Raw genomic sequence first — 19,012 nt, forward strand, 5'->3', positions numbered from 1 at the left:
TTATTCATCAGTTACACAGCCTTCAGAAGCTGATTTTACAGAGTTGATGTATTTTTTTAAAACGCCTTTTGTGGCTTTGTAGGCCGGTTGTACCCAGGCTTTTTTTCTATTTTCCAGTTCTTCGTCAGTTAGTTTTACTTCCAATAGGTTTTTGGTTGCATCAATACGGATGATGTCTCCATTCTTAATGAGTCCAAGCGGTCCGCCTTCCTGAGCTTCAGGAGTGATATGACCTACCACAAACCCGTGGGATCCGCCTGAAAAACGTCCGTCTGTAATCAGTGCTACATCCTTCCCAAGACCGGCTCCCATGACTGCACTGGTTGGTTTCAGCATTTCCGGCATACCGGGAGCGCCTTTCGGTCCGCTGTAGCGGATGACGATCACTTCACCCTTCTGAACTTCCTTACCAATGCCTTTTATCGCTTCAAACTCATCGTCATAGATCCTGGCTGGTCCTTCAAAGATCTCACCTTCCTTACCTGTGATCTTGGCCACGGCGCCTTCAGGAGCCAGATTGCCCCGGAGGATCTGTAAGTGACCTTTTGGTTTTATGGGTTTATCAAAAGAAAAGAACAGGTCCTGACCTTCGTTGAGGTCCGCTAGCTCTTCCAGGTTTTCTGCTAAAGTTTTGCCGGTTACGGTCATGCAGTCTCCATGCAGGTAGCCTTCCCGAAGCAGTATTTTCAAAACGCCTGGCACACCACCTATTTTATGAAGGTCTTCCATTAGGTATTTACCGCTGGGTTTCAAGTCTGCCAGGAAGGGAGTTTTGTCACTGATCCGCTGAAAATCATCCAGGGTAATATCCACATCTACAGACCGCGCCATGGCAATCAGGTGTAGTACAGCATTGGTGCTGCCTCCCAGGACCATTATCGTGGTGATGGCATTTTCAAAAGCCTCCCTGGTCATGATATCGCGTGGCAGGATGTTTTTTTCAAGGAGAACTCTTACAGCCAGGCCGACTCGTTCGGTTTCAGTCTTTTTATTATCACTTTCAGCGGGGTTGGAAGAACTATATGGCAGACTCATCCCCATGGCTTCTATAGCAGAAGCCATTGTGTTTGCAGTGTACATGCCGCCACATGCTCCAGGGCCGGGGATGGAGTTTTTGATTACGCCTTTATAGTCTTCATCTGAGATGGTCCCTGAGAGCTTTTTCCCATATGCTTCGAAGGCAGAGACGATATTCAAATCCTCACCTTTCCACTTCCCGGGTTTTACAGATCCACCGTAGACCATAAGTCCCGGACGGTTGAGTCGGCCGAGGGCTATAATGGCGCCAGGCATATTTTTATCACAGCCTACTACTGGTACTACCGCGTCATAAAACTGTGCATTGACTACCGTTTCTATGGAATCAGCAATGATATCCCTTGAAATAAGAGAATATTTCATTCCTACGGTTCCGTTGGAGATCCCGTCACTTACTCCTATGGTGTGAAAAATAAGCCCTACCAGGCCTGATTCCTTCACACCCTTTTTTACCTGGTGAGCCAGGATATTGAGATGCATGTTGCATGGATTCCCTTCAAACCCTGTGGAAACGATGCCCACCTGAGCTTTGTCCATGTCTTCTTCGGTCAGTCCGGTAGCATACAGTTGTGCCTGAGATGCAGGTTGAGAAGGATCCTGCGTAATTGTTTTACTATAGTTATTAAGTTCGGTCATTATACGATTGTCAATCCCTGGTATTCGTCAAACATTACTTTTTGCTGGTAGAGGATATGGAGTGTATGTCCGATTGACTCATCCCAATCTTTATCGAATTTTTCTCCATTTACAGAGCTGATAGCTGTCACTTCAGTAGCTGTACCACAGAAGAACGCATAGTCAGCTTTGTATAGCTCCTCAGGTGAAATGTCTTTTTCGGTTACTTTTACACCCAGTTCTTTACACAGTTCCAGAATGGTGGCACGGGTTATACCGGGTAATATGTTGCCTTCTTTAGGGGTAAAAAGTTCACCGTCTTTTTCATAAAAAATATTACTGCCTGGTCCTTCGGTTACGTTTCCTTCATGGTCCAGAAGTATGGCTTCATCATAGCCCAGCTTTTTGGCTTCCGCTGAAGCCAGGGTGTTTGAAGAATAATTTCCTACAATTTTTGCATCGATGGGAGTGGATTTAGGACTGGGTTTCACGTAGGAGGAAATCATGGTGTTTAGTGGCTCATAACCTGGATACTTTGCCCACTTCCAGGCCGTCATGAATACGTGAACCTCTTTTGCCGGCGCTAAGATCATATTTGGTCCTGCAAATACCAGGGGTCTTATGTAGGCATTAGTTAGGTTATTTCTATCGATAAGCTCATAGGCCACCTGGATCAGCTCTTCTACAGAATACGGGACCTTGAGAAAAACCTTTTCCGCGGAGCTGTGTAGTCTTTTGAAATGTTCTGCTGGCTTGAAGATGTTGAAGCCGTTTCCATTATTATAGGACCGGAGCCCTTCAAATACTCCTGTACCGTAATGTAGGGTCTGATCAAAAAGACTGGCTTTTGCATCTTTAGCTTTGATCCACTTTCCATCCAGGAATACCTCTGTCTTATCTGTATAATACATACTCAATCTCCTTTCTAATCAGTCGCTCTCATTTGTTTGGGTTGACTTGACAAAAAAAAGCGCCATTCCGGGGGGAATGGCGCTTTGTATTTCTTTTTTATTTTCAGCTAAATACAGCCATTCCCTTTGCCTGCCAGTGTAATGACAAGAATAATAATTCGAGTAATGACAATATTTAGAGCGATTGTTCTCATTTTGTTTTTCAAAACTAGCAGATAAGCTTGCAAAACCATAGCTACCTTCTGTTATTTTTCGACAGAAATAAATAAAATTACGATTTTAGAAAATTATATAATTGTAAAAATAAAACTATTTCGAGTTTTTTGGTGATTTATTGATTTATTTAATTACGATTTCTAAAATTATTCTTACTGTAAAACTGTAGTTTTTCCTTAAAATGGCATGCCGTTTGGTAAACCTAGCTCAAAACAAAACTTAAACTATCATGAAAAAGAGTCTAACCATTTTTTTTGTACTTTCTATATTAGGTTCCAGCACACTTTTTGCGCAAGACACTGAGACCGAAAAAGGTAAAATGAATTCCTTCAAAGCCCGACCAATTGGGTTAATTATTGGATTAGGGAAGATTGCCTACGAGCGAAAACTCAATGATCACGGATCTATTCAACTTGGACTTGCATATTTCGATTACAACTTCGATAGTTTTGGTTTTTCGGGAATTGGTATTACTCCTGAGTATAGGATATTTGTAACAGGTGATGCCATAGATGGCTTTTATGTTGCTCCTTTTTTGAGTTATGATGCACTTACAGTAAAGGGTGATGATACCAAAGCTACTGGTTATCGATACGGAGGTGGAGCTAAGGCGGGTTTCCAATGGTTGTTGGGTAAGCGAGAAAGCTTTGTGATAGATTTGGCGTTCGGAGGGCGTTATGTAGATTTTGGATACAAAGTGGAGAATGGATCCAATGATGACTTTGAGGATAGTAGCTTCCTTACCGGATTCCGACCGGACATAACCTTTGCTATCGGGTTTGCTTTTTAAAGAAACAACTTTTAAGGGCTAATAAAAAAGCGATCCAGGCTTCACGTCTGGATCGCTTTTTTTATATTCAGATTTCTGCTGAGCTCAGTGTTTTGATATTTTTACAGGAACCTTTGTATTGCCGACCTGTTACCGGATGATCAGTATTTTTCCTTTTGCAGTTCTGGAGACTCCTGATTCGGCGGTAAATAGCATCTCATAATAATAGGGGCCATCCGGGAGTGGGTAGCCCTGGTATTTTCCATCCCATGAGGCGGAAAGTTCATTGCTCTGGTACACCAACCGGTGATTCCGGTCCATGATCATCATTTTCAGGGCGTCTATATTTTCGAAAGCGGGGCTAAAGTGGTCATTGAGTCCGTCACCATTGGGAGTGAAGGCATGGGGAACTACAAAGTTGTACCCTTGCTCGATCAGGATCTCTTTACTTTTTGAAGATTTACATCCTTGTTCGTTTTCTACCAGTAGTTCCACGGTGTAAACTCCCTCGCTCTCATAAGTGATAGCCGGGGTTTGCTCAGAGGAGGAGCGCTGATCTCCAAAATCCCAAAGCCAGGAAGCCAGACCTTCTCCTGTAGTATGATCTACAAAGGTGATCGGGAAGTCCTGGTAAAGGTACTCGGCGCTGATATTGAAATCTGCAATGATATTATAAACGGGATCCAGGGTCACCAGGGTATCGTATTGGCACCCATTTTTGTCTTTTACACTGAGAGGGTAGGCTCCGGGCACCAGTCTGGTCTGGTAGTTTGAATAATTGTCTTGTTCTCCGAAAGTGTACTCGTAATCTCCTGATCCTCCTGTGGCTTCAAAAGAGAGTTCACCGTTTTCCGTATCGGGGCATTTGGGTTGTACCAGGTTTGTGATGCTGATCATCAGAGGCTCAGGCGTTTCGATGGCCACTTCAATGGTTTCTGAGGAGCACAGGTTTGTATCCGATACCGTGAGCGAGTAGTTGGCTTCTTCCAGTCCATGCAGATCTTGTTCGGTGCTGTACAGGATGTTGTCTTTTTTCCATTCGTAGTGGTAAGGGGCTGTGCCTCCTGTGACACTGACGGTGATCTCAGAGTCCCGGTCTTCATAGCAGCTGTTGCTTTGGTAGTCATAGCTGACTGCTATTTCGGAGGGTTGCCTGACTTCATAGCTCTGGCTGGAAAGGCAGCCTTCTTCATCAAGGATCTGTACAGTGTAAATGCCACCGTCCAGGTTGCTAAGGTAAGAGCTTTGCCGTCTGGCTGGATCTCCGTTTTTCTCCCAGGAAAAACTATAACCTCCATAACCTCCTACTACAGAGAGGCTGATGCTGCCATCTCCTGAATTATAGCAGGATAGGTGATTGACTGTTTCGGTGACATCTATAGGATCCGGATCTACAAGAGTAAAATCACTTGATTTTATGCAACCGTTGATATCTCGTATGGTGGTGGTATAAGCGCCAGCCTCCAGTCCGATCAGGTCTTCTGTGTTTTGTGCAAAAAAGCTGCTGTCTTTAGACCAGACAATAGAATAATCATCCGGATGCCCGGGTGCTTCTATCACAAGGTCAATGCTTCCGGTGGTTTCTCCACTGCAGGTTACAGGTGTGACCTCTCCTGAGAGACTGAAGGTAGTGGCTGGTTGGGGTACTGTAAATGAGTGGGTGCTTTCACACTGGTTTGCGTCTAGCACCAGGATGTCATAGGTGCCCGATGACAGGTCGGCAATGTTTTGGTTTTCACTGACTAACGTACCACTTTGGGTCCATCTGAACGTGTAGGGGGCAGTGCCGTTTGTTACTGCCAGCTGGATGGTGCCGTCGTTTCCTCCCTGGCAGGATACGGGACTGACAGTTTCTGTGAGCTGGATCGGTATAGGGTCTGTCAGGTAGATTGCGGAATCTTGCGTACAGCCTCCTGCATCTGTGAGTGTCACCGTATAAGTGCCCTCATCCAGTCCTGTAGCCTGCATGCCGGAGGTGATCTGCTGTCCGTTTTTAAACCAGATGGCAGAAAATTCTCCATAACCTCCTGTGGGTTCCAGCAGGATGACTCCATTAGATGCGTCCACGCAGGTGATGGGGGTGATTTCGGGAAGGAAATGGATCGGGTCAGGATCGCTCAACTCAAATTCGATACTTTTGGTGCAGGTATACTGATCGGTTACTGTTGCAGTGTAAGTACCGGGACCTAATTTTTCCAACTCGGATGTTCCGGACATAAAATGGGCTCCATTCTTTGTCCATTGGATGTCATATGTGGCTGAATGCCCGGGTGAATCGTTGATTAACAGGGAGATCTTTCCATCATACAGGCTATGACAGCTGATATTTTCCACGATTCCACCCAGTTCAAAGGTTGTCTCGGGCATGGTGATGGTGTATGTGTTGGTGTACGGTGTACAGCTGTTGGTATCCTGGATGGTTACTGTATAACTTCCGGTGTCTAGTGAGGAAATCGTGGAGCTTCCTGATGTGTAGAAGGTGTCGTTTTTGGTCCAGAGGATGGAGTAGGGGGCAGTGCCTCCTGAGATGTCCAGGAAGATTTTTCCATCTGCTGAGCCCTGGCAAGCGATATTTTGGATGGAGTGGGTGACCGTGATGGGTGCTGGTGTGCTGATCTCAAATTCTTTGGTCACATTGCATCCAAAGTCATCTGACAGGGATACTTTGTACAGTCCGGCTTCCAGTTTTGAAAGGGTATCTCCGGTCTCGCCAGGTATCGGGTCAATGTTCTTGTACCATTGTACCGTGTAGTATCCGGTTCCCCCGGATGGGTCTATGGTAATCCTGCCGGTATTTTCATTCGGGCAGGTGTTGTTTGTTTGTTTCGCATTTAGATTGATGGCCACTTTTTCTTCTACGGTGATGGTGCTGGACCTGGTACATCCGTAAGTATCTGTTACATCGATGGTGTACTGGCCTTCATTCAGGTCAGACAGGTTTTTTGTATTGTCCAGAAAAGGTGCGCCATCTTTCTGCCAGGAGTACTGGTATCCGGTATCCGGATGCCCCGGTTCAGGTACGATAGTGATGGTGATAGTTCCATCGCCATACCCACTACAAGTGACATGCTGAACGGAACTGTTGATCTCAAATGCTGTAGCTGGTTCGGTAATGTCAACCGTCACAGTCCGCTGGCAATCATTGTCATCCAGTACGGTCAGTTTATACGATGCAGCTTCCAGGTCGTCCAGGTCCAGGACACTCTTCCAGGAGGCTCCATCTTTTTCCCATGAATACCGGTAAGGTGGAGTGCCACCTGTTACTTGCGCGTCAATAGCTCCCGATGCTCCGTCTTTACATGCTACGTTTGTTTGCTCAAATGTGATTTCGATAGGGTCCGGTACTTGTATATCGAACGTTTTGGTCTTAAAACAACCGACTGAGTCGGTCACTTTTACGGTATACTGGCCCATTTCCATAATTGCCAGGGTGTCAGCGTCAGAGGTTTGCGGGGTGGTTCCTTTAAACCAGCTGAAACTGTATCCACCATTTCCTCCCTGCGGTGTTATGGTGATGAGTCCTGTTCCTGAATCCCAGCAGGGGATTTCTTTTAGCTGTGAGAGGAGGTTGATTTCCAGGGGTTCGTAAATCCCAAAAGTAGTGGATCGTATACATCCGTATTCGTCACCTATTTCTACATAATATGCTCCACCTTCCAGCTTTTCCAGGGTGTTGTTTCCTGTGCTGATCAGGCTGTCTTTGTCATTATACCATTTAATGGAATTGATGGGGTGTGCCGGATCTGTATCGGCTGTGTAAATCACCGTGGCTTGTCCGTCTGTGGCCTGGGAGCAGGTCACATCCGTCACTTCGATGTGATCTATGTCAAACAGTGTGGGAGGTTCGCTGATTGTGGCGGTACCAGCGTCTGTAGTACAGCCATTTCTGTCCATGACCCATGCATCGTATATGCCGGCAGTCAGGTTGGAGAAAGTGGCATAAGGGGAGAAGGAAGCTCCACCGTTTATGGAATATGAATAGTTGGATGTGCCCCCGGAGACATAAAATGAAATTTCCCCGGTACTCTCGTTTTTGCATATAACATCTGTGGTGGTGACGGAATCTATTGTTAGAAATTCCAGCGGTTCTTCGATGTTAAAGGAGTTGGTCTTGCTGCATCCAAATGCATCGGTGATTTCAACCGAATAGCTACCAGGCCCCAGGTTTTCGATGTACAGGCTGTCTTCGTATTCATTGATGCTCTGTGACTGATCATTTTTCCACTTGATCTGCAGAGGCTCCTGTGACCTTTCTCCGTCTAATCCGATGGAGAGCTCGGCTCGTCCGTCTTCCAGGTCTTTACACGTCACATCTATGGTGGTGAGCTCCACAGTGAAGCCGGCTTCTATGGTAAAGGGAAAGCTGCTTTCACAGGATTGGCTGTCAATTACTCTGAGTACATAGGTTCCTGCCGACAGGTTGTAAATACTCTGTGCAGCGGAGATGGTCATGCCATCTTCATTGGTCCATTCTGTCTGGTAGGGACCCGTGCCACCAGTGATGGAGGACACATTGATATAGGCATCAGCTATGCTGTCGCAGGTAGTAAAAGTCCGGGTGTAATTGACGATGAGCGGGCTGGGCTCTGTCAGTGTCACGTCCTCTACGAAGCGGACACAACCATAGCTATCCCTCACTGCAATGTCATATCTATTGGCAAACAGTCCTGTAAATAAGCCGTCGTTAGAAGTAAAGTCTGTAAAATCAGCTTCATCGGGGGTAGTGCTGTCATTGAATCTGATGGCGTAGAGGTATGGGGTTTCGCCTCCACTGGAGGTGACTTTGATCTTACCTGAATCATTACCTGAGCAGGATATGTTGGACGTTTCATCGGGGTCCAGGGAAAGGCCGAGGGTGGAGGAGGGCTCCAATACTTCAAATGAATCACTCTTGCTACAGCCATAAATGTCTGATACCTTTATATGATACCTTCCGGCAGAGAGCCCGGCGCTGGTTTCGGTATCTTCATTGATTACGTTATTCAGGCTATCGTACCACTTGATGGAGTTTATGGGGTGCTCAGGGTCTGTGCCGCTTGTGTAGATCAGGGTGGCGGAGCCATTGTTTTCATTATAGCAGGTCACATCAGTCACGTCCACTTTACTGATCCCAAAGATGGTTTCGGGCTGGGTGATCTCGATGGTGCCACCATCTGCTGTGCAGCCGACAGTATCTTGTACCCAGATGTCATACGATCCGGCGGCCAGGTTTTCAAACAAAGAATTGGTTTGGAATTGTTCTGGTGAGTTGCCGTTAATGGAGTATTGGTAGCCTGGGGTGCCACCCGTTCCTGTGATCTCTATGGTTCCGTCATCCGCATATTTGCAAGTGATATTGGTGGATTCTACATCTGACACTACTAATGCGAGAGGTTGCCCGATCTCCACAGAGTCGATATACTGAAAGCATCCATGGTCGTCGAGGGCTGCTATGTCATACCATCCCGGCAGAAGCTGATCAAACAGGCCGTCATTGGATTCAAAAGTTGGGAAATCATCTTTTCCTGGTATGCCTCCATCGCTTTCGCGAATGCTGAAGCTTATAGGATCGCTTCCTCCGGAGGTGGATGCTTTTATGATCCCTGTAGCTTCACCATGGCAGGTAGCATCTTTTGTTTCGTCAGTATTTAGGGAAAGAACTAGGGGGTTGTCTGCTTCCGTGATATCAATTTCTGCGAGGTCTGTATTTCCATCGTCTACCCGTGTCACTTCTACCTCATAGTTGCCTGCTTCCAGGTCATTTGGGTCTTTGTCTGTAGAAGTGAATCCATTGGGGCCGGTCCATTCATAGGTAAAATTGGTTCCTGAGCCTACTACGGTCAGTTCAATGGAGCCATCATTGGCTCCTTTACAGGTGACGGGTGTGCTTTCCAGTAGTACATTAAACCCCTGGGCACGGACACCACTACTTAATGCTACAAAGAGCATGTAGATCCCTATCTTTTTCATGGCTTAGAGGTTAGAAATGCCGGACACTTGAGTCTTTTAGCAGACCTGGGAGGATTTTTGGGATTTCTCCAGTCAAAGGTTATGCTGAGCGAAAGTTCGTGGATGCCACCGGTTTGCAGCTCCCGGTTGAGAACAAAGTCAAAGCTGTACCCGAAGCTGAGATTGTACATGTTCATGCCGATCAATGCGCTGAGGGCTTGCTGGTCTTTACCTGTCACAGGGACTCCTCTATAGGTAAGACCAAATGTGACGGGATCTATCAGACCGTAGACTCCCACATCCAGTTGGTTGAATTTTCCCTGATGGATAAAGTTGAATGTAGGCATAAATACCCCTGATTTATCTGCTCTGTGCCGGTAGTTGCTGCCAAGTTTTATGCCTCCATGTATGGTGTATCTTTTGGTAGTATGGCTGTTGCCTCCGTCAATAAAGGAGGTGTTTTGATCTATGAGCTGGTGAACCGCAAACCCCGCCCAGACTTTGTCGGTGTAGGAGACTACTCCAATTGCTACATTGAAAAACTGTACTTTCAGGTCATTGGTCAGTGTTTCCAGGCTTCCTCCGGTATAATTTCCGGAGGGGTCCAGTTGGTCACCAAACAGTAGTTCTGAGAAGTCTGCTCTTCTGCTGGTATAGGAGGCTTCAATGGCTGGTTTGATAGCCAGAGATGGGGTAATCTGAAACAGGTAGCTGATGGGTACCGCTGCTGACTGGGCTCTATAGCCACTGTACTCTTCCCGGTCTGAGACTAGCAGCATGCCTGTACTTATGTTGAAATCTGTAAGGTTGTAATCGAAATAGAGGGAAGAAGTGACGTACTTTGAGGCCAGGTCTTTACCTTGTATCCGGTAGTTGATACCGGCTCTTCCGGCAGGGGTGAGGCCTGCAAATCCCGGATTGAGGTATAAAGGGGCATTATAAAACTGGGAGAATTGCGGGGCTTGTGCAAAGGTGGTGGTGATACTCACCAGGAAGGTAGCAATACTTACCAGCCTCAAAAGCACTGTAGTCGGTTTCCGGGTTTTGTTGACAGGAGGCATAGTAAAAGGTCTTTACTCAAAAATACCATGTTACCACCTCCAATAAATCAGTATAAATCGTATTTACGGAAATGCGGGTATTACCTATTCAGGTTAGTCTTTTTACCTAAATCAGGCCTGTATTTGTGCACAGAATGGAGTATTTCTGTGTGCTTTTACAAGAAAAAGCCCTCACTGTCAATGCAGCAAGGGCTTTTATCTCGTGCCTGAATTATTTTGTCAGCCAAGAACTGCCTTTACTTTCTCAGCGGCATCTTTCAATACGATGGCTGAGGTTACTTTGAGCCCGGACTCTTCAATGATCTTAGCTCCTTCTTCGGCATTGGTTCCCTGTAGTCGTACTATGATCGGTACATTGATCTCCCCAATGTTTTTGTAAGCTTCTACCACACCATTTGCCACACGGTCACAACGAACGATACCTCCGAAAATATTGATGAGGATCGCTTTTACATTCGGGTCTTTCAGGATGATCCTGAAACCAGCTTCCACCGTTTGGGCGTTTGCTCCACCGCCTACATCCAGGAAGTTTGCCGGCTCACCTCCTGAGAGTTTGATGATATCCATAGTAGCCATTGCCAGACCGGCTCCATTCACCATACAGCCTACATTCCCGTCCAGTTTCACATAATTAAGACCGTTTCTTCCGGCTTCTACTTCCAACGGATCTTCCTCTGACAGGTCGCGCATTTCTGCAATGTCTTTGTGACGGAAAAGCGCATTGTCGTCAAGATTTACTTTGGCGTCTACTGCAAGAATTTTATCGTCAGAGGTTTTTAACACAGGGTTGATCTCAAACTGAGAGGAGTCGGTAGCTTCATAGGCTTTGTAAAGAGCAAAAATAAATTTCACCATTTCTTTAAAGGCCTGACCCTCCAGTCCGAGGGCGAAAGCTACTTTTCTGGCCTGGAATCCCTGAAGGCCTACAGCAGGATCAATCCATTCTTTAACGATTTTCTCAGGAGTTTCTTCTGCTACGGTTTCAATGTCCATTCCACCTTCTGTAGACGCCATGATGACATTGCATCCACGAGCTCTGTCTAAAAGAATTGATAAGTAGTATTCCTTTGGTTCAGAATTACCGGGATAATATACATCCTGAGCAATCAGAACTTTATTGACTTTTTTCCCTTCGGGCCCGGTTTGGTGAGTTACCAAAGTACCTCCCAGAATGGCCTCTGCTTTTGGCTTGACTTCATCCAGACTCTTAGCTAAGACTACACCATTAGAGCCTGTTTCATTGACCTTTCCCTTTCCACGACCTCCGGCATGGATCTGTGCTTTGATCACATACCATGAGGTGCCTGTTTCCCGGTTTAGCTCTTTTGCTGCTTCCACAGCTTTTTCGGGTGTATCCGCTACTATTCCTTCCTGAATGGTTACTCCGTAGCTTTTTAAAATTTGCTTAGCTTGATATTCGTGGATGTTCATGCCATTAATTTTTTGGTGCGAATCTACGTCAAACCGGACGTTTATTCAACCGAAACAGATAATTAGTTCTTGGTTTTTAGATTCTGTAACTGGATTTAAAAATTTATTTAAGAGGTTCCGGATCAACCCTTTTGGGAGTTGGTATGATGAGGAATATGATATTGTTAAAAACAGGATATGAGAACCAAGATCTTAATAACCCTTTTATATTTGCGGCATGTTAAAAGCCGAAGGTCTGTTTAAAGCGTATGGAAAGCTCCCTGTTCTCAAAGGCATAGAGCTGCATATAAGAGAGGCGGAGATTGTGTCCATAGTTGGAGCTTCGGGTGCTGGTAAAAGTACACTTTTGCATATTCTTGGGAGCCTGGATACTCCGGACTCCGGGCAAGTACTGTTGAATAATATTGAGGTATTCAGGCTTGGTCAGCAGAAACTTGCTGCTTTCAGAAATAAAGAGATCGGCTTTATTTTCCAATTTCATAATCTTTTGCCGGAGTTTACCGCACTGGAAAATGTTATGATTCCGGGGCTGATTGGCGGGCGTCCGTCCGGGGGTGTCAAAGAAAGGGCAAAACAGCTTTTAAAAATGCTGGGACTGCTGGAGCGAAGTGACCATAAGCCCGCGGAATTATCAGGAGGAGAACAGCAGCGGGTTTCGGTGGCCCGTGCATTGATCAATGATCCTTCCATTGTTTTTGCAGATGAGCCGAGTGGCAATCTGGATTCAAAAAACGCAGATGAGCTTCACCAGCTCTTTTTTGAGCTGAGGAAAGAGCTCAACCAAACATTTGTAGTCGTTACTCATAACATAGAACTGGCTGATATGGCTGACCGTAAGCTGGAGATTGTAGATGGAGTAATTGTAGATTCCTGATGCGGATCTCGGATGGCGTAAAATTTATGCTTTTGGCCACATTCACTTTCACACTGATGAAAGTATGTGTTAAGCTGATTCCTCATATCCCCGCAATTGAAATCATTCTTTTCCGCTCCGTTATTTCTTTGGTCATCAGTGTATTTTATCTCACCAGGCAGAAAGTGAGTGTCTGGGGTAACAACAAGACCATTTTGGTCCTGAGGGGGACCGTAGGGGCCATTGCGCTCATTACCTATTTTAGCCTGCTACAGCAGATCCCTTTAGCTACAGCCTCTACTTTGCAATATCTAGCTCCCATTTTTACGGCGATTCTGGGGATATTTTTGGTAAAGGAACCAGTAAAGTCCATTCAGTGGCTGTTTTTTGCGGTAAGCTTTGCCGGGGTGATTGTGGTACAGGGATTTGATCCTCGAATTTCGGTCTGGCACCTGGTTATGGGTGTCGGAGCTTCGGTTTTTATGGGGTTGGCTTATAATTTCATTCGCATGCTGAAGACCTCTGAGCATCCGCTGGTGATCATATTTTACTTTCCGCTGGTGATGATGCCTATTGCCGGAGTGTGGTCGGCCCTGGTGTGGGTGCAGCCACAGGGATGGGATTGGCTGGTGCTTTTAGCCGTAGGATTATGTACTCAAATAGCACAGTTTTTCATGACTAAATCATATCAGGCGGAGGAGCTGTCCAAGGTTTCCATTCTTAATTATATTGGGATCGTTTATGCGTTGGGATTTGGATGGCTTCTTTTTGATGAGACTTTTAACTTTATGACTTATCTGGGGATGGGGCTGGTTTTGTTAGGGGTCATAGCAAATGTGATTTTTAAAAAATGAGTGTAGGGGTTTGGTGAGTTGGTTTATTAGTGATTAGTGATTAGTGATTAGTTATTGGTGAATTGGTGATTAGTGGATTGGTGAATTGGTGAATTGGTGATTGTGGATTAGTGAGTTGGTGATTAGTGATTGTGGATTCGTGAATTGGTGATTAGTGGATTGGTGATTGGTTAATTAGTGATTAGTTGGTTGGTGAGTTGGTGGTGATTATGCAACAGAACTTGATTAGGCAGGAATAGTGAGAGTGAACTAAAAACTTTATTCATGGCTGGACATAGTAAATGGGCAAATATCAAAAGGAGAAAAGGAGCTCAGGATGCTAAGCGCGGCAAAATTTTCACTAAACTGATACGTGAGATTTCGGTAGCTGCCAGGGAAGGTGGTGCTGATCCTGAAGGAAATCCCCGGTTGCGACTGGCGATTCAAAATGCCAAAGGGCATAATATGCCCAAGGACAATATTGAGCGGGCTATAAAAAAGGGGAGCGGGGCAGATGCAGATGATTACCAGGAGATCACTTACGAAGGGTATGCCCCTCATGGTGTGGCCATCTTTCTGGAATGCCTCACAGACAATCAAAACAGGACTGTTTCATCTGTCAGGAACATCTTCACCAAAAATGGAGGAAGCCTTGGGGTGAATGGTTCGGTAGACTACCTGTTTGAGCGAAAAGGTGTGTTTGAGATCCGGCAACCAGAAAGCATGGAGCCTGAAGATGCTTTGATGCTGGAGCTGATCGACGGGGGAGCAGAGGAGGTGGAGTTTGCTGATGGATACATCCATGTGACTTGTGCTATGGAAGACTTTGGTAACATGCAGACAAAAGTCAATGAGCTGGAGCTTGAAGCAGAGCGTACAGAACTACACAGAATCCCAACCACTACAGTAGCATTATCCGACCCGGATTTCATTTCTGTAATGAAAGTCATTGAGACATTTGAGGATGAGGATGACGTCCAAAAAGTCTTTCACAACCTGGAGATTAAGGATGAACAATTGGAGCTGGTGTAATTCACTATCTTTCGATTATGAACTTCTTCTTAGCTGCAAACTGATCATTTTTTACTTCTACAAAGTAAACTCCCGGCTTAAGTCCGTCAATATCCAGGGTGATGGGAGACCTCGCCTGCCACAGATAGTTAGCACATTTTTTCCCGGACTCATTATAGATGATTACTTCAGAAGGCGACAGAGCAGTGGACTCAAAATCCAGTGTAAAGCTGCTTTTTGCAGGGTTGGGATATAGGTTGACCAGTGGCGAATCTTTAAGGGTACTCGCTTTTAGCGGCACATCAGAGGCCTGACCTTTTAAGAGCACTGCTGTCACTGACAGGGGTGGAACAGATATCTCAAAGGAATTGCCTGAAACGCTTACGGTGCGATTTTTCAGAGCATTATCGTTGTGTGAGTTGAATGTTTCCGAGTCGGGCAAAGATGAAAGCTCGAGTGCATCATAGCTACCCGAAGAAACCGCATATCCGGTAAGGTTAACTGAAACATCGTGTGCAGAATTCAGATCACGGTTGACCAGAATAACTGTCATGGAATCCGTGCTATTGCTTATAGTGCTATAAGCTGAAACACTATTTTCAAGGCTGCTGGTAGATCGAACGCTTGTATCTTTCGCATACCGGCTAAACAGGTGAAGCGTTTCCCACATGCCTGGCTTCCATGTCCAGGGTGTAAATATTTCTACTTCGTGGTTAGCAAAGGTACCCAGCATGGATGCATAAAGGACCGAATTGACGTTGGGGTCAGAAGTATTGGAACCGAATTCACTAAGACTTAAAGTAACCCCATGGTCCGTTCCAAGATGCTCATCCAGCCAGTCTTCGATCCGTTTGAAAATATATTCTTTTTTCTGCGAGGTGTCCCAGCCTCCGTTTATGGTTCTGATGCCATTAGCACCTGGGTATTCATAATCCTCATCATAAAAGATGCGATGAGACTGGACAATCTCTGCATCAGCTGACTCTGAGGGATACCAGTGGATATCCAAAACATCGAGCAGACGAACGCCGGATGCTTTCTGCTCATCCGCTACCCGTTTGATAAAATACTCCAGCCAGCAATAGTACTCTCCATTTATCTGCAGGGTTTCATCTGCCCATTTGTACCACTGCCACTCATTGGCTGGTACGGGGCCTGCCAGCCTGATCTCCGGAAATTTTTCACGAGCCAGTTTTGCTACCTCAAAGTATTTATTCATAAATTCATCTGCAGACAGCTGTTGAGGCATCACGTCATCGTGGGTGCCATTCCATATTTCCGGCTCATTATCCATACTCCAATACAGAAACCCATCCCGATCAAATCCTAATCCTTCCGGTCCAAACCAATGGTCCAGTATGGCAGTGGTGGAGTCTGCCGGCCAGTCCATCAGATACTGGTCCGGGTCGCCTTCTACTAAAGCATCGTGTCCCCCTTCCGGGTTTACCTGGCCACCACCTGCAAGGTTTTGCCCTACGCCATCCCACCATTGCGACTGGTTGTATCCCCAATCATTGAAGTTGTGGTCTTTGTTGGCTGCTACTTTACCAATTAGCTGGAATGCCCACATTACCTGCACTCCGGGCATGTTTGCTTCAATGGATTCGCATGCATAATCCCAGTCATGATCATATACATTATTGTACCAGTCCGGGTGGCTGGAGATCTTTCTTTTCCAATTGTATTTTGTAGCGTTGTTCCCGTTGTTTTCGCGGGCAAATTTCAAACCCGCTTCTTTATATAATTGAATATCTGAAGTAGGGGTAGGTGTACCAAAGACATTGGAGAAGTTATTATTTCTACCATAGAGGTAAGGCGATACCGGCTTTTGGTCCAATGAGGCATTAATGGAAACCTTAACACTTTGGCACCATGCCGGTAAAATTGAGAAAGTAACAAGTAGAATAGATAATGAAGCTTTCATTTTTCTTAATGGAAATATGGTTATGATTAGTGCAATTTCATCTTTACAGTTGAAATTAATACTCCCGATTTGTTTAGAATAAGGTGGCAGAATGTCTTCAGTTAGTTATGATCGATCAAACGTTACTTTGGGAAATGGAAGGTGAAAAGCTGAAAGCTGATCATTTGGAGATGGGATCACTCAACAGGGATTTTGATTCTATCTAGTAGTGTACACTCTCTTATTTCCCGCAGATTACGCTGATCTTCGCTGATTTTCAATGCATTTCTGCGTTTATCTGGGTTCCGAAGGTTCGGAATCTGCGGGAACCTATACCGACAATTTATGCTTGACGCAACACTAGTTCAATATACCATAGCACGTGCTGCTTAACTGTCCATGCCTGATATTTTTATGACGTCCTTTGGGTAAAGTTTTACAATCTGAAAGGATGGAAATCCTTATGGGTTAAGGTTATGTAATAAATTTTTGAAGCGGCTTATTTGAAAAGAAGAATAAAAAACCTCAAATTCGCGACTTCTTTTTTATGGAGCATAGCTTAAACATATCGATCACTACTGGTTCTACTCCACCCTGAGTAGCTTCCCTCACCTATAGAAGGTGATCGACTTTTTCTTTTCCTTACTATCAAAAACTAATAAGAAGCAGGTGTTCCCATTGTGAAGGGCTTGCGCAATTGAATTACTATGAAGCAATATTTTGAACTATTCGATTTCAGTCAAAAAGTTAATTATAAAAATGAAGTGCTGTCCGGGTTGACAGTAGCTCTGGCATTGGTGCCGGAAGCGGTAGCCTTTGCGTTGATTGCAGGGCTTTCGCCACTAACTGGTTTGTATGCAGCATTTGTCATGGGGCTGGTCACCTCTATTCTTGGCGGCCGACCTGGAATGATCTCCGGAGCAACTGGAGCAGTAGCTGTGGTTGTTGTATCACTTGCCAAAGACTATGGTGTAGAATATGTTTTTGCAGCAGTGATATTGGCTGGTATTATTCAATTTGCAGCAGGGCTGTTGAGGTTGGGTAAACTTATGCGGCTTGTACCCCATCCGGCTATTTTTGGTTTTGTAAACGGCCTGGCTATCATTATTTTCACTTCACAGCTCGCTCAGTTTAAAGATGCCGAAGGTAGCTGGCTGACAGGAACTCCGATGTACATTTTGCTGGGATTGGTACTGCTTACGATGTTTATAATATGGGGACTTCCGAAAATCAGCAAAGCCATACCCGCTTCATTAGTAGCCATCCTTGCTGTTTTTGGTATTGTGGTAGGTTTTGGTATTGATACCAGAACGGTAGGGGATATAGCCTCCATTAAAGGCAGTTTCCCACCCTTTCACATTCCTAACATTCCGCTAAGCTGGGAAACGTTTATGATCATCCTTCCATACGCTGTTATTGTGGCCGGTGTAGGTCTGATCGAAAGTTTGTTGACCCTTAACATCATCGATGAGATCACTGAAACCCGGGGAAGAGGCAATAAGGAAGCCGCGGCTCAGGGTATCGCCAACATATTTTCCGGGTTCTTCTCCGGGATGGGAGGTTGTGCCATGCTTGGTCAGAGTCTCATCAATATTTCGAACGGGGCAAGAGCCAGGCTTTCCGGTATTGTAGCGTCCGTTATGCTTTTAGTATTCGTCATGTTTGGTTCAGGTCTGATCGAGAAAGTGCCCATGGCCGCACTTACAGGGCTTATGATCATGGTGGCAATCGGTACCTTTGAGTGGGCCAGCCTCAGGACTATCAATAAAATGCCTAAATCGGATATTCTGGTGATGGTGCTGGTCACCCTGGTAACAGTCATTCTTCATAATCTGGCTTTAGCGGTCATTGTGGGAGTAATTATATCGGCGCTGGTTTTTGCCTGGGACAATGCCAAAAGAATTCGGGCCCGGAAATCTGTTGATGAAAACGGAGTTAAACACTACGAGATATATGGCCCCTTATTCTTTGGTTCGGTAGCTGCTTTTAATGAAAAGTTTGATGTGATAAACGACCCGGATGAAGTAGTGATCGATTTCTATGAGAGCAGAGTAGTAGATATGTCGGCTATTGAAGCCTTGAATAAGATTACCGAGCGATATATGAAGGTAGGGAAAAGGGTTCATCTGAAACACCTGAGCCCGGATTGCAGAAAATTACTCAAGAATGCGGAAGAGATTATTGATGTAAATGTACTGGAAGATCCTACCTACAAAGTAATGGCAGACAAGATATAGTATGTAGTTTTTCAACCCGGTGCGGAATAGCGGAATAATGGAGAACAAAGACTCACTTCCCAGCACAATTTATACAACGAGTGCTGGCAGGCATCAACAGCAGCCTGTTTACGTTGATCTCATTTCCGCATCGGGTGCATTTACCAAATCTTTCAGTATTATAGATACCAATCCAGCGGGTTAAAGCTTTCAAGTCCTCTTCAGCT

Annotated in this window: 12 protein-coding genes; 5 read left to right on the forward strand and 7 right to left on the reverse strand. The window is 45.3% G+C overall.

The genetic code is table 11. The annotated features are described in order from the left end of the window. Together ilvD and AC3E9V_RS07490 are read right to left on the reverse strand one after the other, a co-directional pair. Nucleotides 1-1,674 (reverse strand): dihydroxy-acid dehydratase, encoded by a 1,674-nt coding sequence (gene ilvD / locus AC3E9V_RS07485; RefSeq protein WP_488752570.1) that lies wholly within the window; start codon nucleotides 1,672-1,674, stop codon nucleotides 1-3. Further along, nucleotides 1,674-2,564, reverse strand: a complete 891-nt coding sequence (locus AC3E9V_RS07490; RefSeq protein ID WP_488752571.1) for a branched-chain amino acid transaminase — start codon at nucleotides 2,562-2,564, stop codon at nucleotides 1,674-1,676. The genes ilvD and AC3E9V_RS07490 overlap by 1 nt, the downstream gene beginning before the upstream one ends. A gap of 445 nt (nucleotides 2,565-3,009) precedes the next feature. Between AC3E9V_RS07490 and AC3E9V_RS07495 the strand changes: the two genes are divergently transcribed. Then, entirely contained in the window at nucleotides 3,010-3,570 is a 561-nt protein-coding gene (locus AC3E9V_RS07495; protein WP_488752572.1) for a DUF3575 domain-containing protein, read from the forward strand. A 129-nt stretch (nucleotides 3,571-3,699) separates the two neighbouring features. On the opposite strand, the gene AC3E9V_RS07500 is transcribed toward AC3E9V_RS07495, so the two are convergent. The 3 genes from AC3E9V_RS07500 to sucC all read right to left on the reverse strand — a co-directional run bounded on the left by AC3E9V_RS07500 (nucleotide 3,700) and on the right by sucC (nucleotide 11,969). Next, nucleotides 3,700-9,498, reverse strand: coding sequence for a T9SS type B sorting domain-containing protein (locus AC3E9V_RS07500; protein ID WP_488752573.1), 5,799 nt, complete (start codon nucleotides 9,496-9,498; stop codon nucleotides 3,700-3,702). Then, nucleotides 9,495-10,538 carry a PorP/SprF family type IX secretion system membrane protein gene (locus tag AC3E9V_RS07505; RefSeq protein WP_488752574.1) on the reverse strand — a complete coding sequence of 348 codons (1,044 nt, stop codon included), beginning with the start codon at nucleotides 10,536-10,538 and terminating at the stop codon, nucleotides 9,495-9,497. Before AC3E9V_RS07505 ends, AC3E9V_RS07500 begins: the two co-directional genes overlap by 4 nt. Before the next feature lie 219 nt (nucleotides 10,539-10,757). Then, the gene (gene sucC, locus AC3E9V_RS07510; protein WP_488752575.1) at nucleotides 10,758-11,969 is read right to left on the reverse strand and encodes an ADP-forming succinate--CoA ligase subunit beta; all 1,212 of its coding nucleotides are present in this window, start codon (nucleotides 11,967-11,969) and stop codon (nucleotides 10,758-10,760) included. A 217-nt stretch (nucleotides 11,970-12,186) separates the two neighbouring features. On the opposite strand from sucC, the gene AC3E9V_RS07515 reads away from it, so the two are divergent. The 3 genes from AC3E9V_RS07515 (at nucleotide 12,187) to AC3E9V_RS07525 (ending at nucleotide 14,687) form a co-directional block, all read left to right on the forward strand. Further along, entirely contained in the window at nucleotides 12,187-12,843 is a 657-nt protein-coding gene (locus AC3E9V_RS07515; RefSeq protein ID WP_488752576.1) for an ABC transporter ATP-binding protein, read from the forward strand. A 26-nt stretch (nucleotides 12,844-12,869) separates the two neighbouring features. Then, nucleotides 12,870-13,676, forward strand: coding sequence for a DMT family transporter (locus AC3E9V_RS07520; RefSeq protein WP_488753654.1), 807 nt, complete (start codon nucleotides 12,870-12,872; stop codon nucleotides 13,674-13,676). Nucleotides 13,677-13,940: 264 nt separating this feature from the next. Then, nucleotides 13,941-14,687, forward strand: coding sequence for a YebC/PmpR family DNA-binding transcriptional regulator (locus AC3E9V_RS07525; protein ID WP_488752577.1), 747 nt, complete (start codon nucleotides 13,941-13,943; stop codon nucleotides 14,685-14,687). 4 nt (nucleotides 14,688-14,691) lie between these two features. On the opposite strand, the gene AC3E9V_RS07530 is transcribed toward AC3E9V_RS07525, so the two are convergent. Next, on the reverse strand, nucleotides 14,692-16,590 hold the full coding sequence (locus AC3E9V_RS07530; RefSeq protein ID WP_488752578.1) for a glycoside hydrolase family 44 protein: 1,899 nt from the start codon (nucleotides 16,588-16,590) through the stop codon (nucleotides 14,692-14,694). 686 nt (nucleotides 16,591-17,276) lie between these two features. Here AC3E9V_RS07530 and AC3E9V_RS07535 point away from each other — a divergent pair. Then, on the forward strand, nucleotides 17,277-18,806 hold the full coding sequence (locus AC3E9V_RS07535; protein ID WP_488752579.1) for a SulP family inorganic anion transporter: 1,530 nt from the start codon (nucleotides 17,277-17,279) through the stop codon (nucleotides 18,804-18,806). Between the two features lie 52 nt (nucleotides 18,807-18,858). On the opposite strand, the gene AC3E9V_RS07540 is transcribed toward AC3E9V_RS07535, so the two are convergent. Continuing rightward, on the reverse strand, nucleotides 18,859-18,999 hold the full coding sequence (locus AC3E9V_RS07540; RefSeq protein ID WP_488752580.1) for a TraR/DksA C4-type zinc finger protein: 141 nt from the start codon (nucleotides 18,997-18,999) through the stop codon (nucleotides 18,859-18,861). Nucleotides 19,000-19,012: the final 13 nt, after the last annotated feature.

It is taken from the genome of Marinoscillum sp. HNIBRBA16962, from assembly GCF_057801515.1.